This is a genomic window from Furfurilactobacillus milii, from assembly GCF_009863985.1.
Classification (GTDB): domain Bacteria; phylum Bacillota; class Bacilli; order Lactobacillales; family Lactobacillaceae; genus Furfurilactobacillus; species Furfurilactobacillus milii_A.
In genome coordinates this window covers 1-21,161 of record NZ_WEZT01000021.1, presented here as the reverse complement: position 1 = coordinate 21,161, position 21,161 = coordinate 1, and the positions used below count along the sequence as shown (strand labels likewise).

Annotated in this window: 19 protein-coding genes; 4 read left to right on the top strand and 15 right to left on the bottom strand. The window is 44.6% G+C overall.

The window, feature by feature from the left end; translation table 11 throughout:
* The first annotated feature begins 182 nt into the window (after positions 1-182).
* Positions 183-953 (top strand): DUF998 domain-containing protein, encoded by a 771-nt coding sequence (locus GB992_RS09620; RefSeq protein ID WP_161002259.1) that lies wholly within the window; start codon positions 183-185, stop codon positions 951-953.
* 545 nt (positions 954-1,498) lie between these two features.
* On the opposite strand, the gene GB992_RS09615 is transcribed toward GB992_RS09620, so the two are convergent.
* The 10 genes from GB992_RS09615 to GB992_RS09570 form a co-directional block, all read right to left on the bottom strand.
* Positions 1,499-2,452 (bottom strand): LacI family DNA-binding transcriptional regulator, encoded by a 954-nt coding sequence (locus GB992_RS09615; RefSeq protein ID WP_161002258.1) that lies wholly within the window; start codon positions 2,450-2,452, stop codon positions 1,499-1,501.
* A 73-nt stretch (positions 2,453-2,525) separates the two neighbouring features.
* Positions 2,526-3,341, bottom strand: a complete 816-nt coding sequence (locus tag GB992_RS09610) for a Cof-type HAD-IIB family hydrolase (protein ID WP_161002257.1) — start codon at positions 3,339-3,341, stop codon at positions 2,526-2,528.
* Between the two features lie 27 nt (positions 3,342-3,368).
* Positions 3,369-3,836 (bottom strand): PTS sugar transporter subunit IIA, encoded by a 468-nt coding sequence (locus GB992_RS09605; RefSeq protein ID WP_161002256.1) that lies wholly within the window; start codon positions 3,834-3,836, stop codon positions 3,369-3,371.
* A gap of 140 nt (positions 3,837-3,976) precedes the next feature.
* Positions 3,977-4,813, bottom strand: coding sequence for an energy-coupling factor transporter transmembrane component T family protein (locus GB992_RS09600; protein ID WP_161002255.1), 837 nt, complete (start codon positions 4,811-4,813; stop codon positions 3,977-3,979).
* Positions 4,806-6,518 carry an ABC transporter ATP-binding protein gene (locus GB992_RS09595; protein ID WP_161002254.1) on the bottom strand — a complete coding sequence of 571 codons (1,713 nt, stop codon included), beginning with the start codon at positions 6,516-6,518 and terminating at the stop codon, positions 4,806-4,808. The genes GB992_RS09600 and GB992_RS09595 overlap by 8 nt, the downstream gene beginning before the upstream one ends.
* 3 nt (positions 6,519-6,521) lie before the next feature.
* Positions 6,522-7,088 (bottom strand): ECF-type riboflavin transporter substrate-binding protein, encoded by a 567-nt coding sequence (locus tag GB992_RS09590; RefSeq protein WP_161002253.1) that lies wholly within the window; start codon positions 7,086-7,088, stop codon positions 6,522-6,524.
* 543 nt (positions 7,089-7,631) lie between these two features.
* Positions 7,632-9,245 carry an FAD-dependent oxidoreductase gene (locus GB992_RS09585; RefSeq protein ID WP_161002252.1) on the bottom strand — a complete coding sequence of 538 codons (1,614 nt, stop codon included), beginning with the start codon at positions 9,243-9,245 and terminating at the stop codon, positions 7,632-7,634.
* A gap of 103 nt (positions 9,246-9,348) precedes the next feature.
* A complete protein-coding gene (locus GB992_RS09580; protein ID WP_161002251.1) occupies positions 9,349-10,260 on the bottom strand; it encodes a metal ABC transporter solute-binding protein, Zn/Mn family in 912 nt (303 codons plus the stop codon).
* A 151-nt stretch (positions 10,261-10,411) separates the two neighbouring features.
* Positions 10,412-11,068 (bottom strand): helix-turn-helix domain-containing protein, encoded by a 657-nt coding sequence (locus GB992_RS09575; RefSeq protein WP_161002250.1) that lies wholly within the window; start codon positions 11,066-11,068, stop codon positions 10,412-10,414.
* Between the two features lie 567 nt (positions 11,069-11,635).
* Positions 11,636-12,061, bottom strand: coding sequence for a nucleoside-diphosphate kinase (locus GB992_RS09570; RefSeq protein WP_017260596.1), 426 nt, complete (start codon positions 12,059-12,061; stop codon positions 11,636-11,638).
* Positions 12,062-12,260: 199 nt separating this feature from the next.
* Here GB992_RS09570 and GB992_RS09565 point away from each other — a divergent pair, with 199 nt between their 5' ends.
* Positions 12,261-12,896, top strand: a complete 636-nt coding sequence (locus GB992_RS09565; RefSeq protein WP_161002249.1) for an NAD(P)-dependent oxidoreductase — start codon at positions 12,261-12,263, stop codon at positions 12,894-12,896.
* 42 nt (positions 12,897-12,938) lie between these two features.
* Entirely contained in the window at positions 12,939-13,967 is a 1,029-nt protein-coding gene (locus GB992_RS09560; RefSeq protein WP_161002248.1) for an NAD-dependent epimerase/dehydratase family protein, read from the top strand.
* Positions 13,968-14,066: 99 nt separating this feature from the next.
* Here the strand turns inward: GB992_RS09560 and GB992_RS09555 are convergent, their stop codons facing one another.
* The 5 genes from GB992_RS09555 to GB992_RS09535 form a co-directional block, all read right to left on the bottom strand.
* Positions 14,067-14,420: a helix-turn-helix domain-containing protein gene (locus GB992_RS09555; protein WP_161002247.1), complete on the bottom strand. Its 354-nt coding sequence runs from the start codon at positions 14,418-14,420 to the stop codon at positions 14,067-14,069.
* A gap of 164 nt (positions 14,421-14,584) precedes the next feature.
* Positions 14,585-15,751 carry an LCP family glycopolymer transferase gene (locus GB992_RS09550; protein ID WP_161002246.1) on the bottom strand — a complete coding sequence of 389 codons (1,167 nt, stop codon included), beginning with the start codon at positions 15,749-15,751 and terminating at the stop codon, positions 14,585-14,587.
* A gap of 207 nt (positions 15,752-15,958) precedes the next feature.
* Positions 15,959-16,699: a hypothetical protein gene (locus GB992_RS09545; RefSeq protein WP_161002245.1), complete on the bottom strand. Its 741-nt coding sequence runs from the start codon at positions 16,697-16,699 to the stop codon at positions 15,959-15,961.
* Positions 16,700-16,800: 101 nt separating this feature from the next.
* A complete protein-coding gene (locus GB992_RS09540; RefSeq protein WP_161002244.1) occupies positions 16,801-18,936 on the bottom strand; it encodes a hypothetical protein in 2,136 nt (711 codons plus the stop codon).
* A gap of 262 nt (positions 18,937-19,198) precedes the next feature.
* The gene (locus GB992_RS09535; RefSeq protein WP_161002243.1) at positions 19,199-19,897 is read right to left on the bottom strand and encodes an SDR family NAD(P)-dependent oxidoreductase; all 699 of its coding nucleotides are present in this window, start codon (positions 19,895-19,897) and stop codon (positions 19,199-19,201) included.
* Positions 19,898-20,098: 201 nt separating this feature from the next.
* Here GB992_RS09535 and GB992_RS09530 point away from each other — a divergent pair, with 201 nt between their 5' ends.
* Positions 20,099-20,992, top strand: coding sequence for a helix-turn-helix transcriptional regulator (locus GB992_RS09530; protein ID WP_161002242.1), 894 nt, complete (start codon positions 20,099-20,101; stop codon positions 20,990-20,992).
* Positions 20,993-21,161 lie beyond the last annotated feature (169 nt).

The window sequence follows — 21,161 nt, the reverse complement described above, 5'->3', positions numbered from 1 at the left end:
ACCGGATACCTCGAATTGTTTGATTTGGTCGTTAAACATATTCTACCCGGTATGGGTTTATTTTTTTACTTTGTGTTGCATTTCAATTGTAAATTCGCCACTTTAAACAAAAACATGACATCCAGCGATGGTTGACTGGATCACTTTATTGGCGCAGCTTTCCGACCATTTGGCTGTCGTTCATGATTATCCTAACCACCTGTCTGTTAGGTTTCTTCTGGTTTGCCGGCATTTTATTTAAGGGCGCGACGTTTGATCAATTTACGTCGACGTTCATGTTCTTCCTATTCATCAGTCTGATTAACTACCTGATGATCCTGTCAGTCTCGGCGCTATCAATAACCATGATTTTTTCTTTATTGGTGTCGGTCATTGTCGCGGGTGTGTTGTCGTCAATGATCACCAATAGTAACAAACGGTGGTGGGAGCATAACATCAGCTTCCTGGGCACGGAAAAGGCGGCTTACAGTTGGCAATTCAACCTGACCTTAATCGTTTCTGCATTGCTGACCGTCGCGTTAGTCGATTTCATTTTTTCCAGTTTGCGCAAGCAATTTGGCAGCAGCAAACGCATGTTGACACTGCGCATCTTATTAACGTTAACTGCTATTTGTCTGGGCGGTGTCGGTGCGTTTGCTAACAACGGCCGTGGTTTAATGCACGAGCTTCATGACCAAACGGCCAGTTTCCTAGTCTATTTCATGATCATCACGATCGTCGCTATCCGTTACTTACTACCCAAAGTGACACCAGAGTTTCTGACGTTATCGTACATTATTGGTGGCTTACTAGTGGTAACGACAATTCTCTTTCAGCCAGTAGGCTACCTGTCCCTCACCGCTTACGAGTTGGTTGCCTTCATCATGTCGTTTAGCTGGATGCTATTACTACTACAAACATTGCAACGCATGCTGGTTCACGACCAACGCACGTTTACTGTCACAATCGAATAGCTAAAGCGCCCGCGCATTCTTCAATGATGTGCGGGCGCTTTAGTTTAGTTTTTCATAACCGTTTCGTCAGTCAGAGGCGCCGTTCTGTGAGGAACGGTTTCAACCCGCAAGAACAGCGGTTTTCCACCTCGATTCAGAGCTGAAAACCACATCTCTGAAGTCGTCCCATGCTACTAAATGACCAACCCCATGCCATTAAGTAGCATCGACACTGAACTCTGCCTCTGGTCGACTCCACTCATATAACAGAACTTGCACTGCCATTACCGCGAACCGAACGCCATCGATCAAAATGACGATTCTGCTTAACTGCAAAGGTAGCTGAAGGGCGTCAACATAGGAACCAAGCCGTGAAGGTACTGTTAATTCGTGATTTTCGAATTTACAGTACGGACGGTCGCAAAGACGCGGGGCCTTCACGCGGCTTGGCGGCGAGGTGAAAGACTGTGGGCTTCCGGCTTGAACCGGTCCCACGGCGGGCGTTCCTATGTTGACAACCGTAAGCGGAAGTATTGAAAGTATTGATACTGTAATGTTTAAAGCTATTATTCATCAATATCGATGAACGTGGAAGCAACTGGTCGTTGAGCGACGTGGTCACTGACAGCTAGTTCAAAGGCCCGGCGACCAACTTCGTTAAAGTGATGATCAATCGTCGGTATGTGGAGCAAAGTGCTAGATAACTGATGTTCCTGTCCCATCAAGCCTGGGACAGCAAGGCCATGATCCAAATAGCATTGTCGTGCATTAGCCACGATGTCGTCACCATTGCCAAAAATAAAATCTGGGCGTAAATCATGATCAATGTAATATTGAGCCGAATCATAGCCGTCCTGATTATTAACTACGCTTGTCCGCACCAATTCAGGACGTGGCAACTCATGAAATACGTCTTTGTAAGCTTCGATCATCGCCTGACTGGTCGCACTCAACGCATATTCACGGCTGAGCAACATCCCAATTCGTTTGTAGCCATGCGCCCTAATCCATTCAAACGCTGTTTCATAGGTAGAATTGCGTTCGGTAAAGGCCGCTGATAACGGCAAGTCACCTGGATTCTCGCAACAAACGATGCGTCCCATTTTTGTATGCGCATCATCACGCGCGAGTTCGCTTAACGGAACACCACGAGAGGTAAAAATGACCGCGTCAAAAGCACGCTGTCGCAACTGTTCCAAATAATGGCGTTCCACACGTTCATCATATTTTGACGGCAACAGTACCACACGATACCCCGCTGCAAATGCCGCCTCCATCACACCATTCGTGATTTGAGTAAAGTATGGATGTTGACTGTGTGGCAGTACAACACCAATATTGTGGGTCTTGCCAGTGCTCAAATCGCGGGCGACAGCATTAGGAACGTAATCTAAATCCCGCATCAACTGTTCAACACGTTGCCGAACCTGGTCTGTGACATATTTGCGGTGGTTGATTACCCGTGACACGGTCGATACTGAGTATCCACTTGCTTTAGCAATATCATGAATATTCGCCACCGTCTGTCACCTCCCGCTTTATCGTTGGCTTTAGCATAGCAAACTTTCGGCCAGCATGTTAGCAGCAATTAGATCACGATTCAACCAGCAGTTGATGAATGCCATATGCGACACCATTTTCATTATTGCTTAACGTCACTCGCTCACCAACAGCTTTAATTTCCGGTAACGCATTGCCCATCACAATCGCGTGACCGACACTTTCAAACATGGGTAGATCGTTATGACCATCACCGAAAGCAACCAGTTCGTTTGCCTGCAAACGTTCCTGTTGACGGATAAACGCAATGCCTGTGGATTTACGTGCCCGTTTACTCGTCACTTCGACAAAAGTTCGACCAGATTGCTGAATCGCTACAGTTGGCAACTGCATGGCACGCAGATACGCCTGTAAACGGGTTAATTCGTTGGGATCACGGGTAATCATCATAATTTTGAATAGACGAAGATCACGTTGTTCAATCAGTTTGCCAAACGGTACCAGCGTTGGCGTTTGGTGCGTAATGTGACGTTCCAATTCAATACCAGCATCAATTCGTTCTACATACCAAGCATTCATGCTATAACAACTTACGCTGACATTTGGAAATCGTCGCGTGACTTGGTGCAAAATTTGTTGGGCATCCATTGCGGGAATGCTACTGGCCTGAATTGGGATCAAACGATGCCCCTGCATTTTGAAAATCAGGCCACCGTTAAACGCAATTTGTGGTGCCGTCAATTTCAATGCGTTGATAACTGTCATCATTTCCATCGGTGCTCGCGCAGAGACTAACGTAAACGGAATGTGACTATGTTCGATAGCCATCTTATTAGCCGGACTCATATTGCCATCACGATCCAACAACGTACCGTCCATATCGGAAAAAATGTGTTTAATGTGTCCCATTCATGCCCACTCCTTTATCATTGATGATTAAGCAAAAACCGTTACCGGCAACCAATTGTTAATAACGTTTACAAGTCCGTTCGCATCTTTTTTACTTGCCGTCATTGCCGCAACATCCGCTGGCTGCGTCATATGTTTGGCGAAGCTATCCAGCACATCGTGGTAATCCTCTTGATGTTCATTGCGTGGCATAATCAGCGCAATCACTGTATCCACTGAATGGGTCGGCGCTTCACCCCAAATGATTGGCTCGGCAAACGTAAACGCCAGCACTGTGGGGTTCTCGATGCCCGAAGCGTTCGCGTGTGGCATTGCGATATCCCCCATGGCACTAGTGGACATGGCCTCGCGAACAATCAAACCGCTCTTCAGCTCCTGCTCATCTACCCCTAATTTGTCTGCGGCTGTCTGTGCAATCAGCTTCAACGCTGCAATCTCATTGTTATCTGCTAATTCGACGTCAGCATAAACATTTTCTTGGAATAATTTCATCATTGTCGCCCTCCACTATGTTCATTGGTTAGATTTCATTTACAAACGCAGTGTATTCTCTGAAACGGGTTTTAGGTCAAGCAGAAAATGCAAAAAAATATGCAATTTTGGTTTCAGCCCAAAATTGCGTATTCTCCAATAAACTATTTAAATGGATTCCAGAATCGGCCGCCATTGACTTTAAATAACGCAATGCCGACGAGCACAATCAACACAATTATAATCAAAGCCAAGTAGTCGTTTCGTTTGAAAGGTTGTGCCATGTACCACGTTCGTTTCTTATTATGCCCAAACCGGCGCAGCTCCATCGCCTGGCTGATGATTTCGATCCGGTCCAAGCTAGAAAGAATCAACGGCATAATAATCTGGACCGCGCCCTTAGCCCGTGTCATGAGCTTAGCCTTTCGTGAAATTTCATAACCACGAGCTTGTTGAGCCAAGCTGATGGTTCGGTAATCATTTTGAACGTCCGGAATGTATCGCAGCGCAATTGCTACTGAATAGCTAATCCGGTAGGAAACGCCAATTTTATTCAAACTGGCCGCAAATTCACTCGGATTCGTCGTCATCAAAAAAATCAACGCTAGCGGCACGGCAAAAATGTACTTCAATAACAAATTAAATTCATAAAAAAGTTGTTCCCAAGATAAGTTGAAATAATGATCTGGGCTACCTAATATCATGTGATGCGTACCATAAATGGTAATTCCATAACTTGGCGCGAAAACATAGACCATAACCAGATTCAAAATGGCAAACGCAACGATTACCTGCAAAACAAAGGCAACTTCATGGTACTTAATCTTGGAAAAATGAAACAGTATTAATGATATTAACAAAACCCCAAGTAGAAATCGCGTATCATACGTCACCATGCCGATAATCGATAAGGCAACGAAACCAATCAATTTTGTACTACCACTCAACCGGTTCAGAAACGTATCACGGGCCGTGTAACCAATTAAGAGCTGACTATTCATGGCTGCGTACCTCCCGTTCCGTTTGGACAAACTTAGCGACAAAATCTAATGCTGACGGTAAGTGGTATCGTTCGGCCAACGTAAACAAACTTGTTTTAGCCAACGCGGCCTTTTCAATTACGGCCTCATTTGTCAACACATCAGCTGGTCGTGCATCCATCAGCACACCGCCATCAGCTAACACAACTGCGCGTTGCGTATACTCCAGCATCAAGTGCATATCATGAGTAATTAACATAATCGTCACTTGCTGCTCACGGTTCAGTGTCTCGAGGAAATTCATCATCTCGGTATAATGCCGCAAATCCTGGCCGGCCGTTGGTTCGTCAAGAATAATCATCTCCGGATTCAATACCAGAATGGCAGCAATGGTCACCCGTTTCTTCTGGCCAAAGCTGAGCGCTGATATTGGCCAATGGCGAAATTCGTACAAACCACAAACTTTGAGCGTATCGTTGACCCGACGCTCAACCTCGTCGTCAGTTAGGGCACGCAAACGCAAGCCCGCAGCAACTTCATCGAAAATCATCGCTTTGGAAATCATCTGGTTTGGATCCTGCAGGATATAACCAATATGATCCGCGCGTTCCTTGACAGACAGTTGCGTCAAATCCTGACCGTTAAGTTTCATTTCACCATCATCTAACTTAAGAAAACCGGTAATGATGTTACTCAACGTTGATTTACCCGTGCCGTTACGGCCGACTAAGCTCAACATGTCACCACGATTAATGGTTAAGTTCAGACCATGGATAACAGGTTGATTGCGATTGTAGCTAAATTTCAAATTCTTCAATGTTAGTAATGGTTGTTTCGGCAAAACGGGTTCTTGCAACGAAACCCCTGCAGTCCATCTCTGGAGAGCTGATTCAATGTTGTCCCCGGCAACGGTTTCAGCAGAATCAATGTTGTTACAGTCGGCTAGTTTAACACCTGCAAGTTGTAGTGCGGTCAAATAAAGCGGTTCACGTAAGCCTAACTGTTGCATCAACGAATCTTTTAGGATGGCAGATGGTTTGTCATTGCCGACAATTTCGCCATCTTTAAGGACAACTAGCCGGTCAATTGGCCGTTGAAGCACGTCTTCCAGACGATGCTCAATAATAACAACAGTCAAATTCTGTTGTCGTGCCAAATGATCAATGAGCTCAATCGAGGCCTTTCCAGACGCAGGATCCAGACTGGCCAGTGGTTCATCAAACAACAGAATGTTGCTTTCATCAATCAACACGCCAGCCATCGCCACCCGCTGTTTTTGACCGCCTGAAATTCCTTGCGGAGAATGATCTAATAGTGGCTTAAGATCCAGTCGTTCAGCCCACTTCTTCGTGGCAGCCCTCATTTCCGTTTGACTCCGTTCATCATTTTCGAGGGAAAAAGCGATATCCTCTTTCACCGACAAACCGACAAACTGACTGTCTGGGTCCTGTAGCACCGTGCCCACACTAAAGGACAGTTCAAAAATCGAGCTGTCCTTAATATCGTGACCGGCCACTATAGCCGAACCGGTTATTTCACCAGGATATGATTGCGGAATCAAACCGTTAATGCAACGACCTAACGTCGACTTTCCTGATCCGGATGGACCAGCTAGTAACACTTTCTCACCTGGAAAAATGTCTAAATTAATATGCTTCAATGTTGGTTCCGATTGACTGTCATACTGAAAGCCAAAATCTTTAAACGAAATGATTGGTTCAACCATGAATTACTTTTCCTTTTTCAAACTGCCATGCTGGGCACGAGTCCGTGAGTACAACACAATCAAGATGGTTCCGATGATGGCAACAGACACACTGTTAACAATCCATGAAGTAACCCCTTGAAGATATACTTTTGCCGCTGGTTCATGATAAACCAATACGTCGCCAGTTGGCGCAATCAACACCCATGCGACAAAATTAACCACAATCTGGTAAAGGTTAAACCAAACTAGTTTCATCGTTTTAACTGCCCCACCAGTAACGTTCAGTCGATTTTTGATCAGCCCAAGGGCAACGCCGACTAGACCATCCGTAATTACCCAAGTCCACCAAGGTGACCCATAGGTAACAAAATCGTTCAAACTGTGACCAATAAATACAGCAAGACCGCCAGCAACCGGTCCGTATAAAGCTGCCAACAAGGCTAGAAAACCTTCAGCAACATTAAACTGAGTGTTAGGAATTCCCGTTGGAATGGCGACAAACTTCATTAATACAAAGATGACCGCTGCACCAATCCCAGTAGCGACGACAGTTCGAATTGAATTTGACGACTGATTCTTATTATTCATAAAACAGCTCCCTTTCCCCTTTACGTATGCCATACGTAATCACCCAGTGTGCGCAATAATTGCAAATTTAATGATTGCCCGCTTAAAAATAAATAGCAATGAATGAAAATAGTTATGAAAAAAACAGCGTCCCTACATATCAATGTAAGGACGCTGTCGCGTGGTGCCACCCAACTTTAAGCCGGCTCACCAACAAATGGTTATCCAGGCTTCTTCATCACGTTAACGGTGTGCACCGAAACTGGTTTCAAATGTCACCAGTTTGACTTCTTCAAGACCATCTTTGCTTTGAACAATCATCGTTTACACCAAACACGACTCTCTTAGCATTAATTCAAAGTTACTCATCTCGTCACAGTCTACTCATCAATATTTAACTTTCCAAAGTATAGCGCACTTTGCAAACAGCGCGCAACTACGATAATGACTAACGGTGTGAGCCCGGCCGTTTTAATGTCATGAAATGTTCACTGGAATGTGAGTCATTAACCCCCACAACACGATGTTTCTGTCCACAAAACAGTTAGTCAGCTGGGCTTAGGCTTAATCAATTTCTTCAATTATCTTGGCCTCGATATCATTGCCAGCTAAAATCCTGGCGGCCGTATAGTTGCTCAACCCAGGACGATAGGTAAGGAAAACTGGTTGGCCAGCCGGTATTTCATGAATGCGATCTCGAAGCTGACTGAGTGGGATGGTCAATGTTGCAGAAACCGATCCTGTTGCCGGACGACCTGGTTCACGAACGTCTAGAAAAACGCCCTTTTCTTTCATCTCATGCGTCAGTTGATCCAGCTTAATCGTTTGACCAACCTGTTGCATCTGGTTCAGAGCAACATAGCCGGCAATGTTAATGACATCACGCGTTGAAGAAAACGGCGGTGAATATGGCACCTCAATGTCTGGCAAGTCCGCAACCGTTAAGCCACCAGTGATAGCCGCAGATAATTGACCGATCCGTTTGTCCACACCATGTTGACCAACTGCTTGGCCACCAAGAATGCGGCCTGTGTTGGGTGCATAAATTAATTTAAAATTAATCCGTGAAGCGTCTGGGAAGAAGTAGGCAATATCATAAGGAGTGATAAAAGCGCTGTCGTAACTGTCAATTCCCAAATGGTTGAGCGTATTGGCCGTAAAGCCGACAGAACTAACGGTTAAATCAAATACTTTAGCCACACTAGTACCAACAAAACCCGCGTAAGTGAGCGGTTCACCGTTGATAATGTCCGCTAAAAGATGACCTTGTCGATTAGCCGCCGTCGACAACATACTCGGAGTTGGCAAACCTGTAATTAAGCTCGTTGTTTCAATGACATCACCAATCGCATAAACATGTGGCAAGTTGGTCGCCAATCGATTATTCACGATAATGTGACCATCCGTTGCTAGTTTGATACCAGCCGCTGCGGCCACTTCATTATTTGGCGTCACACCTGTCGTCACCAGTAGCATGTCCGTTGTTAATTGTGTGCCATCACTCATAATTAGTTGATGGCCGTGATTGCGCACGGACGTCACGGTTTTGTCCAAACGTAGCGCAACATGATGATCAGTCAATTCTTTCTCAATCACCGTCGCAATTTCGGAATCATACGGAAACGCTACATGAGCGGACTGTTCGATGAGCGTCACTTTCAGGCCACGCAACGTGAGGTTGTCAGCGATCTCCAGTCCAGCGACACCCGCACCAATAATAGCCACACGTTGCGGATGTTTTTGATCCATATACGCCTTAATTTTGTCCGCATCAGTTACGGCTCGCAGTGTAAAACAATCATCGGCTTCGGCCAGTCCCGGAATAGCGGGTAGCGTTGGCCGCGCCCCAGTAGCAATGACCAGCTCATCATAACTTTCTTGATATGTTTCTGTAGCCGTTTGCACCGTAACCAGTTGAGCATCCGGATCAATTGCCGTGACTTCGCTCTGCACACGAACGTCAATATTATTCTTGGTCCTCAAAGCTTCTGGCGTCCGTTCAATCAGCGCATCACGATCGTTGATCACACCTCCCAAATAATATGGTAAAGCGCAACCAGCGTACGAAATTTCTGGGCCACGTTCGAGCATAACGATTTCGGCCTGTTCATTAATTCGCCGCAACCGCGTCGCAAACGAAGGGCCGCCCGCCACTGCACCAATCACAACAACTTTCATTCTGTGTTGCCTCCAATCAGCTTAAGTCACCTGCTAAGCGTTAAACCTATCAAACCAAGCTTACTGGAACCTGAGCACACTTTCAAAAAATCCTCCTCAAATACTACTTTTCTTGATTCTGAATCTTAGCAAGCGCCCGGTATTGTTTCATCATCCAACTCTGATACGTTTGTTCTTTCGGCAACGTCTCAGTGACATTCAAAACTGGTACATGATGCTTTTTGGCTAGATTAACCATTGCACTAACCGTTTTGTCGCTAGTTTGACTGTTGTTAACGAAGAACGCAATGCGATGATGCGTAATATCCGTCTGCATTTGTTTAATTGATTTCGGCGAGGGGTCTGTGCCATTTTCAACGGCCAGTTCAAACCTGGAGTTGTTTCGCTTATACCCCAAAGCATCTAACGTATAATCGAATACTGGCTCACTCACATCCACGTGTTGCCCCTTACTGTTAGCTTTCAATTTAGTCACTTGATGCTGCAATGGTTTCAGGCTGGCAATGTACCGTTTAGCGTTTGCTTGATACTGATGCTTGTATTGCGGTGCTTGCTTACCAAATTTTTTGGCCAAGTAATTCGCCAGTTTCGACATCGTCTCCGGTTGATACCAAACGTGCTCGTTGTCACCAGTCTTCTTCTGAAGCACATCTTCACCAACACGAACCACTGTCTGTTTGTGAGCACCGCTACTTTTATTCAGTTTGTGCATCCAAGTGTCGTAGCCGATACCGTTGTACAAAACAAAATTGGCCTTGGAAACTGTAATCCCATCCTTAGTCGTTGGTTCAAAATCATGTGGATCAACGCTAGGACTATTGATAATCGAGGTTACCGTGCCATGATCGCCCAGCACTGCTTTAGCCACATCCCCGTAAAAATCAACGCTTGCGACAACGTGAATCGGTTTCTTATCGCTGCTGGCTTGCGTCGGTCGTGGCGCCAACCAGGCCAACATCACTACCGTTGCCAACAACGCAACCAAACTTAATGAAACCTGCCGAAAATACTTCATCGAAATCCCTCTTTCTAAAAATATGTAAATGGTAACGATTACCATTTAGAGTTTACATACTTTAATCGCATCGCGCAAGAACAAAATAAAAAACGTGATAACTGAACATGAAAATCAGTCATCGCGTTTGTTTGGTCAACGTGTTATTTATTTAGTCGTGACGACCAAAGCGCAAGTAAGACGGTCGGGCTAGAATTGCTAGGATGACACTTAAGTTAAAGAAAATTGCCGTTGTTAGTTGGCGCAATATCACACCAATGTGATATGCCTCGACGTTGATATGAGGCATATTGGGCACCGTAATCTCAGGGAAAACAAATGGGTCTAAGAACACCATCATAAACACGAAAATAATAACCGCACTAACGACTGTTTTAGTTTTAACGCTCTCGTAGTTTTCCGACAAACTGACCAACATTGTGATAACCGTGACGATCCACCCAACAAGCGCAACATTTTGAATCCAATTTGGTACCTGAATTTTAAAAGTTAGCACGTAGCACGTTATGTTTGCTAACAGAAAAATCAGGTTAAACCAATAGTAATACCCCCGTGCTCTTCTAGTCCGCTTTGCCTGTCGATCTATCTCCACTAAATGATTAATCATGCTCTGATCCCCCTTGAGTAATTCATCTACCGTTACGTGGTAGATGTCGCTTAAGGTAATCAGGCTCGCAACATCAGGATAGCTACGATCGTTTTCCCAACTAGAAATAGTTTTACGCGACAGCTTCAATTCATCAGCCACGTCAGCTTGAGTCAGCTGTTGATGCTGTCGCAATTGCTTCAACTTGATTCCAATTTGCATCCCCTCATCACCTCGCTCAAAGTATCAGTCGAATATAGATTTTCAGCAAGCTAAGTATCGTAGACATCTTGGGGGACAAGGGATTACGATGCAAACTTGCTATCATGGATAATAAATAAATTGTCTGCTTTATGATGAAATTAATAGTCTCGCTGTGGCCTAAATCATTGATCAGTAATAATTTACTGCGATACTACGGCGTTATGTCGAATTACTGTTATGTCAGCTGAAGGGCGTCAACATTGATACCGAGCCGTGAAGGTAACGTTAATTCGGTGGGCTCTCCGAATTTAGGTTACGGACGGTCGTCTAGACTCGCGGGCTTCCGAGGCTTGACGGCGAGGTGAAAGACGGTGCACTTCCGGCTTGAACCGGTCCCACGGCGAGCGTATCAATGTTGACAACCGTAAGCGGCAAGCGGCCTCCAGCGCCAATTCGAATATATAATAATTTAAAACAGTAGCAGTCTCTTCACAGTAAAAAAGACAAATGATTCGCCGAGCACTTGAATCATTTGTCTCTCTTTATTGATCAGAATTCAAGTTAAACAACTTCTGCACACCGACACTACAGCTCCGGAAACCAAATTTTGATTTCCCGTTCAGCTGCCGCAGGACTGTCAGAGCTGTGAACGACATTACGAATGGCACCGTCTTCCCAAGCACGACCATAGTCACCACGAATGGTGCCTAGTTCAGCTTCATCAGGATTCGTCTTACCCGCCATTTGATGAAATGCATCAACAATATGCGTGCCAGTCGCCACGATTGCGACAATCGGACCAGACTGCATATAATCAGTGATCTCAGAAAAGTAAGGTTTGTCGACCTTGTCTGAATAGTGCGCCCGCAATTGCGCATCAGTTGCCTTCTGGACCACTTTTAATGCGCTAATCTGATATTGCTTACGCTCCAATCGGTCGATAACATCCCCGATATGTCCGTTTGCTACACCATCTGGTTTAACTAGGATCAATGTTCGTTCTTCTGCCATCACACTCATCGCCCTTCGCATTTTTATGTACAAATCCAGTATATTTCACTTCATGAACAAACCCAATAAGAATTAAAAAATATATTTTTAGACAGTTTTAACGTGTTTTTGTTTATTTTGTATTTGAATGATGTTATTATTTATTCCACAATCAAAACAATTACTGTCATCTTCTTAAACAAAGTGGAGGGGGGTCAAAATGAAATTAGCAATTATCGGCGCCACTGGCAAGTCTGGTAACATGATTTTAAATGAAGCGCTATTACGGCATCTAGATGTAACGGCAATCGTTCGTTCACCCGAAAAGCTGTCTGCTAACGTCCCAATTATTCAGCGAGATGCTTTCAGTATTACTGCTGAAGATTTGGCACCATTTGACGTGATCATCAGCGCGTTTGGTAACGTTGCTGGCGAAACCCGTGAGGCTCACGTGGATATCGTAAAACACTACCTTGAAATTCTAAAGAATTCGCACAAACGGATTTTATTGGTTGGGGCTGCTAGCTACCTTTATACCGATGAAAAGCGCACTAAAAAACTTTACGACACGTTATGGATGCGCACAGCCGGTTTACGTTCTGGTTCTCTTGTCCTAGAACGTGCATATCTCACAATGAAAGAAAATTCTGTTGGTTTTGACTGGACTTTCATTGCACCAGCAGTTAATTATGAAGCGAGTGGCCCACGAACTGGCCATTATCAAATTGGCAGTGACGTAGTACTCAATAATGTAGCAGGTAAATCAGTGATTTCATACGCTGACCTTGCCGTTGCCTTGATGGACGAAGTGGAACGGCCCAAACATTTAAATATGCTGGCCGCTGTCGCAAACTAATTTTCATAATAAATTTGATGATTCACTGAAAGAAGGATAATTATGTCAACACAACCGGAAACTATTTTAGTCACTGGCGGCACAGGATTTGTCGGTGCATGGGCCATCGTTCGTTTGCTAGAACAAGGCTATAACGTTAAAACAACGATTCGTAACTTAAAGAAAACCAGTATGGTGCGCGACGCAATCGCCAGCCAAGTTGACCCTGGTGAACGGTTAACGTTCATCCAAGCAGATTTGACCAGTGACGCTGGCTGGACTGAGGCCATGGCTGGCGTTGACCGCGTGCTGCACGTGGCTTCCCCCATGCATACAGATGACTCCGCGGATATCGAAACCTTCTTGAAACCACAACGTGAAGGTGACGAACGTGTACTTCGTTTTGCTGCCGCTGCTAATGTCAAACATGTTGTCATTACTTCTGCAGCCGCTGCTGCCAAACCATCAGACGATAGTAGAGCAGACTCCGATGAAACCGTTTGGACTCAGCCAAATGACCCTGTTCAAAACCCTTATCAGCGTTCAAAGGCCATTGCTGAAAAAGCAGCCTGGGCTTGGATGGAAAATTACAACGGTGACATGCAATTATCTACCGTGTTACCAACTGCCGTTTTTGGTCCTGTCCTCATGCCACAAAATGATAGTTCCCAAATCTTAATTGAACAAATGATCAAAGGACATGTCCCTGGCGCACTCAAAATCAACTTTGATATCGTGGACGTTCGCGATCTTGTTGACCTTGAAATTCTTGCTATGAAGAGCGATAAATCCGGTGGGCAACGGTATTTAGCCGCCGCTGGCAGTATGTCCATGTATGACATTGCTGAGACCCTAAAAGAACATCTCGGCGACCATGGTAAAAAGATCCGCACATTGACGATTCCCAATTGGGTGCTGTTAGCAATTGCCCGTTTCAATGCTAATGTAGCAGTCTTTGTTGGTTTACTCGGCCGTAAATTTCACTACACGTCTGCCAAGGCAGAAAATGATCTCGGTTGGCGTCCACGCAATCCACATACCACCATCACGGATTCTGCGGACCGCATGGTGACTCTACATTTGGTGGATTAAAGTAAAATAAATAGACGAATTCATTTATACGTCAAAAAGAAAACCAACTTTCTCAAAAATAAAGAGGAAGTTGGTTTTCTTTTATCATATTTATTTACCTTATCGAAGTGCAATAACAATCCCATGAATAATGGCAGGAACAAACCAGTATAGAAACCCGCCAATTGGAAAAATCATCCACCAGTAGTGAGCCACGAAATCCCAAAAACTTCTTTGATGATGTTTATCTGTCACGACGATCTTTTCTTGAAAAGTCGTATCACCTTTAATTAAGCTGTCCAAGCTGACACTGAACAAATTGCTAATCTGAATTAACCGTTCAATATCCGGATACGCAGTTCCTAACTCCCATTTAGAGATGGCCTGACGACTAACATGCAATGTATCTGCCAATTGTGTTTGCGTCCAATCACGCCGTTCCCGTTCCTCTTTAATTCGTTGCCCCAGCATCATAATAATCGCTCCCCTTTCGTTAACTATATTGTGAATGGTTAACGCCAAAGATGCACGATATACCTCCGAGCATGGCTGGCAACTGATGGTTGCATTCCCATGATAGCAAGGTTTATGAACGTTCGTAATCTCATGTCAAACACAAATAAAAGCATGTCTAGTAATTAGTTGTTAGCATCGTAATTTGGATTTAAGTCACCTGTATTATCACGATCATAGGCTTTATTATACTGACTTGAGGTATTCGTATCGTGACCCCAGGTCGATTTTGTATCTGCTGTTTCGCCAAAATCGGCGGCAGGCACATAGGCTTCCATGCCAGCTGGTACTTCTTCACCAAAACGCGGACCCGTTGTAGCAGCGCTCATTTCAAGTCCTTTACGTAACTTGTTTGTGACACGCTGCTTTTCCGTTTGAGGCAAGATTTCAAAACTCTGCCCGGCGATGTCATCGCTCACACCCTGAACGTGATCTGAGACAACGTGTTTGGTGGCAGTTCTGTACGATTTGGCTAATTCCATTAAGTCACTCAGGGATAAATCTGTCCGTGATTGACTCGCCAAAGAATCAATAAATTTATCATTCAACAGATTATTTAACTTGCTTCCCTTTTTCAACAGTGCTTGAATGACAATCCGTTGTCGCAACGTCCGACCATAGTCGCTTTCGGGATCTTGATAGCGCATCCGGGTAAACTTCAGTGCCTGTGAACCGTTAACATGAATTTCTTTGCCTTTAGTAAAATGTTGTTTTTCATAGGTGAATGTCAGTGGTGGCACAATGTCGACGCCGCCAACTTCATTGACCAACTTTTCCATGCCACCCATATTCAACAGGCCGTAGTAATCAACAGGAACGTTAAACATATTTTGGACAGTCGCAATCGTGCTTTTCGTTTGACCAAAATAATACGCTGCGTTGATCTTCGTCGGAAATTCGTCCTCATGACCACTAATCACAGCTAAAGAATCCCGTGGAATGCTCATCATGGTCGTCGTTTGCGTCTTGGGATTAATGGTCACCAACATCATTGAATCCGTGCGACCACCGGCCCACACTTTTGAATCACGTCCCAGGGCGCCAACGTCTGTACCCAATAACAAGATTGAAATTGGCTTTTGTTTCTTGATTAACTGGCTCACATTTCGACTCTTCTTAATCCCCGATGCGCTGTACATTTTGCTAGTTGACCGTTCCACGCTACTAAACACGTGATAACCGTAACCGCCCACACTGAGCGCAATCACAGCAACGACTGCCAGAATGATGTTTCGTGTGCGGTGCTTCGATTGGTGACGCTTCATGCGGTTGTCTTGTGATTCACTGTCCATAAATGGTTCCCCCTGAATAATTGCTCTATTAATAAACTGGTATGAGTGTACGAAATTTTTTCAGAGTTTAGGGACGATTAAGTTTTTATTGCGCTAATTTTAAGTTCAGTGATAGTTCTTAACTTTTTATTAAGGGAATCCCCAAAATCAAACAAAAACGCATCAACTGATTAAACAGTTGGTGCGCAAACGAACTCAGAAATTTAATTAACGGTGCACGATTTCCTGCATCACATCATGTTCATCCGGTTCAACGTTGCCGGCATAGTTTGGCGTTGCAATTGAGATACCGCCATCACGATTTTTAAACGCATACAGGTCACCAGCCGTATCGATCTCGCTGCTGTCCCCCGATTTCAATCCTTCGATATGAATACGGGTATTCACCTTGACTGTCCGAACAGCATTATTGCTAGCGCCGAACACACGAATTGGCGTCGTCGGAATTTCTTCATACATCACGTTGTAAACAGCAGGTTGGCTTCCGTCTGGGCCACGCCACGTAAATGTCGCGGTTCCAGCGCCCGACTGATTGTTAAATGACAAATCTAGTGATGCTGGGACGTTCGCGCCACGATATTGAAACGAACTCACTGCATTCATCGATTCTGTCGAAACGGAGTACGGACCGACCGCAGTCGTGGTGTCATTATTTTTACTGGATGAGCGATCATCATTCATCATACTGGAGTGGTCACTCATCATCCCTGAATGGTGTGACATCATTGACGTGTGACTCCCAGATGCTGAGCTAGAAGATGACGCCTCCTCTGAGTCACTACGTTTGGCAGAGCTTGTTGATGAGGAAGCGTTACTAGCAGTACTTCCATTCTCGGAACCACCATTCATCGCCTTGCCAACAAAGTAGCCACCGACTGCGACCAAAATAACCACCAGTGCAATAAGCCACCATTTTGAATTCGATCTTTGATGTTGCTGACGCTGCATAATAACCCCTCCCCCGAGTTGTACCCATTACAACCCTAGAATACGGGATGACGCAGTATCTGTCTAGTGAAATTAAATCCCGAAAATGTAGTCGAATTAAGTTAGTGCCGGCGACGATAACCACCAGTCAGTGAACCAAACGACATCAGTGATAAAATGCTCAGTCCAATTGCAGCCCAAATGGAAGACGACTGCTGCGATGTTGCTGGCAACTCACGCCGCTGGTCAGTCTTCGACTGTTCCAAATGCTGGGATGAATTAGTATGAGCCGGCGTAACTGAACTCTGGACTGCTGCGGTTTTCGCAACAGATGTCACTGTTGAGCTCGCCAAACTATCATTAGCAGCACTAGCAGTTTGCTCATTGTTAGCACTCATGACTACATCAGAAGTCCCATTGGATTGTTGTGACACCGCCGAATTTTCAGGTGTCGTTGTTTCGTTGGTATCAGGGTTTTCTGGTGTTTGTGGAACACCGGGTTTATCAGGAATCTGCGGTGTTTCTGGTTGATCCGGTTCATTTGGATTGTCCGGCTGCTCGGGATTACCAGGATTTTCCGGCTGATCAGGGTTATCTGGTTGGTCCGGATTGTCAGGGTCAGTGGGCTTAACATTCACCAAATTAAAGTATAGAAATGCTGAGTATCCGGCCGCAGGAGTTACTTCAGGCGCGATATCTGAACCAGTTACATAAACCATATAACTGCCATCTGGTAAATCCGTGTTTGGCACTAATTTAAAGCCACTAGGATCATTTGGATCCGCAACAATATCGAAAGCACTTGAAACGTCGGTAAGTTTACCGTTCTCTACCCGATAAACATAAGTACCAGCGGCCGTTGTCGTCCAGTTTCGGACGGTATAGTGATAATCCGCTACCGGCGTTGCACCATTCGAATAGTCGGTAGCACCAAACAAATAGCCAGTAATTGGGTCAAATCCTTTTGTCCCCTTACCAATTTGATAAGTTCCTGCCTGAACACCCTGCCCCACACCATAGGTCCAACCAACATTCCTTTGTAACCCCGTCGCGCTACTTGTGAAGTGATTATATCGAAAGTCAAAACGAGTACTCAAATCAAGGCCACTCAAATCGGGTAGTTCACCTGAAAGATTGTTATTTTGAACTCTGATATCAAATACATTCGAGCAATTAATTAATCCATCTAAGCCACCAGTCAATTGATTATTAAAAAATTGGACAACCAAAAGATTGGGTAAATAACTCAAATCAGGAATTGTACCGGTAAGGTTATCCTCTGCTAAAATGAGCGTTCGTAATTTTAAGAAATTATGCAAGTCTGGAATTGTACCTGACAGACTGTCGTTAACAAGTTGGATTGTCCAAAGATCGTTGCCAGCGCCGAGGTGTTTATTAATAAAATCATCGACAGTTCCCGTCAACGTTTGATCATTGAATATTGAAATCAAATTTAGTTTAGCTAAATTGCTTAAATCAACCATTCCGTCTGAACCCAGTTCACTGTTATATAGCTGAAGCGTCTGCAATGTCTGCGCGTACTCTAAGCCTGCTAAACTCTTAATGCCATTGTTAGCACTTTCTGGAGATGTCAGATTTTGAATACGGCCAATGTATTGGTAGAGATTATCGTCGTTAACCGCGACACCAAACTCGTGATTGGCTTGGGATTCTGCAAATGCGCGCAATGTGGCATCAGGCATCCATATAGCGGCGTTCTCTGACGGCGCTTGAACAACTTCAGAAGCTGCCGTCGGGACGGCAATATCAGCACGTGCCGCACGCATCGTTGCTTGGGTGCCTGTGTTAGCTAGTATTGAATCAACATTAACCGCTGTCTGAACTGTTACTTTTTGTGTCGTGCCCGCCTGATTCTGAGCATCCGCTGAACTATCCGTTGATTGCTGCTCAACATTTGCTGAACTCAATTGCGTTTCTTGGCTCACCGATTTGGCTTGAGAAGGAATCGATTGATCACTATTTTTTGATTCACTATTTGAATTGGTGGCCGCACTTGCGGACTGATTTGATGCGGCACTGCCCGCTGACAGCACTACAGATAGAGGTACAGAAGTAGCTGCACTACTTGGTATTTCCGTACCGGCTGCCTGACTAGTATTGGTATCGGCATGCCCTGTTGTGACCGTTGCTGCAATTGTTCCTGCACCGGCCATCGTCAGCAATACCCCATTGACTAACCATTGACGTGCTCTTTTTTTGTCAGAACTTCGCAGTTTCGTGTCTGTAATTGTTTTCATAGTTCACCTCTAAAATTTGTTAAAGCTTTGATAATTAGCTAATTACAAACAAATTTTAAACGTGATACTTGTGTACACTTATCAGCTTTATTCTTTTTCGCTAATAAGATGACAGAGTGCTCATTAATGAATGATTGACTCATTACATCAAAAGAATCGTGATGTTAAAGGGCCAAACTAAAGACTTCTCGACACCGGTTTGAGTATCGAGAGGTCTTCTTTATATTTTTAAATTTGGTCCGTGCCACTTAACCTTTGCTAGTTACCCAATCACAGGCTTAACCTCTAAAAATGCCCCTTGCTTAGGTTTTTCGCTCGCAATCAAACGGACAACGCCAGCGGCCGCTTCCTCAGCGGTCTGCATAAAGTCGGCCTGCAGGTTGCCGTTCAAATCCGTGGAAACCGGTCCTGGATGAACGCTGAAGATTTCCACTGGTGTACTAGTTGTGTCAAACGAAGTAGCTAAGGACGTTGTCATCACATTTTGAGCGCCTTTACTCGTTTGATAGGCAAACGGATTAAACAATTTGTTCGGTGTCGTAGGAATCGTGATGTTGGCAACTTGCCCGTGATTTTGTTTCAACAGTGGAAACAGTGCCTGGGTTAATTCGAACGTTCCGAAAAAGTTGACTTCCATTGTCTCTCGCAAATCTGCCATCGTCGCCTCAATACCCGTAACTCTCATATCGCCCGGAATACCGGCGTTGTTAACAAGTAACTGTAACTCGGGATAATTATCAGTAACTGTTTTAGCAGCCGCCTGAATTGTTTGCGAATTACTGAGATCTAACTCAACAGATTGTGGTTCTTCTAAACCAGCCGCACGTAATTGGTCGACCGCTTCTTGCCCACGCATTGCATTGCGTGACCCAATAATAACCTGCCACCCTTGTTTGCCTAACTGCTTAGCAATTTCAAAGCCCAGTCCCTTGTTACCACCTGTGACAAATGCTTGTTTCATTTGTTATACCTCCGTGTAATATGCCGATTATTTATTTGCTTGGGTAAAATTGACGTCGGCACTAGTTCGCTTCATGAACCTCAAATTCATGTACCCATGTCACTCATCTCATTTACAAAAATAATTATAACGACTTTATATAATAGTTTAATCTGTTAGTTTATACTAGTATATAAACTAACAGCTAAGGAGACTTGAGATATGACAACAACCCGACAACAGGAACTGGCGGATTTCTTAGTGACACGTCGCCAACGTTTGCAACCCGACCAAGTTGGTCTTCCCACTATTGGTCGCCGTCGAACACCTGGATTACGACGGGAAGAAGTTGCTACATTAGCCGGCATCAGTCTAACGTGGTATACGTGGCTGGAACAGGGACGCGATATTCATATTTCAGACCAAGTCGTTGCCAGTTTAGCTAACGCACTCAAACTCACGGAAAATGAAACTAACCACCTTTATACGTTAGCTGGCGTTGCTCAACCAGACACAACTGCACCCTTTACCGAAACCATCAACCCGATGCTACAACGTACTATTGATAGTTGGCCGCTTTCTGGCGTCATCGTTATTGATCGACGATGGAATTTTGTCGCGGTTAACCAGTTGGCAGATGTGTTTGCTACTCAAGTAGTCGGTCACCCATTGGTCCATGAAAACCTATTGCGCGAAATGTTTACCGATGATGCGTTTGCTCGGGTAATTACTAACTGGCCAATTGTTGCCCATAATATGGTTGGCCGCTTCCGTCAAATGTATGCTAGTCAAACGGATGACCAGGATTTAGCCGCTTTCGTAGCCACTCTTCGTCATGACAGCGCAATATTTAGTCAACTGTGGACGCAACATGATATCGTACCTGAAGCTGAACGCGGTAAAACAATGATCTTCCCAGACACCGGGGAGGTTCATTTTGATGAAACAAACTTCATCGTCGGTGACAACACTGACTTACACATGTATGTGTTCACACCTTCACTCGAAGATAATACATTAGATAAAATCATGGGGATTTTGAATCACACCAACCCCCAACAGTTACAACGCTTCAAAGCATCGTTTAGACCCCTCCTAGAAAAACTTTCAAATTAATAATTTGCTGACGAAGCTGCATACAAGAAAGTGATGGCCCTTCACGTGACCATCACTTTTTTTGGCCTTTAGATAGATTGTAAAATTAATCCGAACGCTGTTCGGACAAAAAAGATCAGCTTCCTTTAAAATGGTGTTTACCACAAACCCATCTTTTAGGAGCTGATCT

What these genes read in the sequence shown, in the direction of transcription:
- GB992_RS09620 (WP_161002259.1), top strand. Translation starts at nt 183, where the DNA reads ATGATTATCCTAACCACCTGTCTGTTAGGTTTCTTCTGGTTTGCCGGC.
- GB992_RS09610 (WP_161002257.1), bottom strand. Translation starts at nt 3,341, where the DNA reads ATGGGACACATTAAACACATTTTTTCCGATATGGACGGTACGTTGTTG.
- GB992_RS09605 (WP_161002256.1), bottom strand. Translation starts at nt 3,836, where the DNA reads ATGATGAAATTATTCCAAGAAAATGTTTATGCTGACGTCGAATTAGCA.
- GB992_RS09600 (WP_161002255.1), bottom strand. Translation starts at nt 4,813, where the DNA reads ATGAATAGTCAGCTCTTAATTGGTTACACGGCCCGTGATACGTTTCTG.
- GB992_RS09595 (WP_161002254.1), bottom strand. Translation starts at nt 6,518, where the DNA reads ATGGTTGAACCAATCATTTCGTTTAAAGATTTTGGCTTTCAGTATGAC.
- GB992_RS09590 (WP_161002253.1), bottom strand. Translation starts at nt 7,088, where the DNA reads ATGAATAATAAGAATCAGTCGTCAAATTCAATTCGAACTGTCGTCGCT.
- GB992_RS09585 (WP_161002252.1), bottom strand. Translation starts at nt 9,245, where the DNA reads ATGAAAGTTGTTGTGATTGGTGCAGTGGCGGGCGGCCCTTCGTTTGCG.
- GB992_RS09580 (WP_161002251.1), bottom strand. Translation starts at nt 10,260, where the DNA reads ATGAAGTATTTTCGGCAGGTTTCATTAAGTTTGGTTGCGTTGTTGGCA.
- GB992_RS09575 (WP_161002250.1), bottom strand. Translation starts at nt 11,068, where the DNA reads ATGCAAATTGGAATCAAGTTGAAGCAATTGCGACAGCATCAACAGCTG.
- GB992_RS09570 (WP_017260596.1), bottom strand. Translation starts at nt 12,061, where the DNA reads ATGGCAGAAGAACGAACATTGATCCTAGTTAAACCAGATGGTGTAGCA.
- GB992_RS09565 (WP_161002249.1), top strand. Translation starts at nt 12,261, where the DNA reads ATGAAATTAGCAATTATCGGCGCCACTGGCAAGTCTGGTAACATGATT.
- GB992_RS09560 (WP_161002248.1), top strand. Translation starts at nt 12,939, where the DNA reads ATGTCAACACAACCGGAAACTATTTTAGTCACTGGCGGCACAGGATTT.
- GB992_RS09555 (WP_161002247.1), bottom strand. Translation starts at nt 14,420, where the DNA reads ATGATGCTGGGGCAACGAATTAAAGAGGAACGGGAACGGCGTGATTGG.
- GB992_RS09550 (WP_161002246.1), bottom strand. Translation starts at nt 15,751, where the DNA reads ATGGACAGTGAATCACAAGACAACCGCATGAAGCGTCACCAATCGAAG.
- GB992_RS09545 (WP_161002245.1), bottom strand. Translation starts at nt 16,699, where the DNA reads ATGCAGCGTCAGCAACATCAAAGATCGAATTCAAAATGGTGGCTTATT.
- GB992_RS09540 (WP_161002244.1), bottom strand. Translation starts at nt 18,936, where the DNA reads ATGAAAACAATTACAGACACGAAACTGCGAAGTTCTGACAAAAAAAGA.
- GB992_RS09535 (WP_161002243.1), bottom strand. Translation starts at nt 19,897, where the DNA reads ATGAAACAAGCATTTGTCACAGGTGGTAACAAGGGACTGGGCTTTGAA.
- GB992_RS09530 (WP_161002242.1), top strand. Translation starts at nt 20,099, where the DNA reads ATGACAACAACCCGACAACAGGAACTGGCGGATTTCTTAGTGACACGT.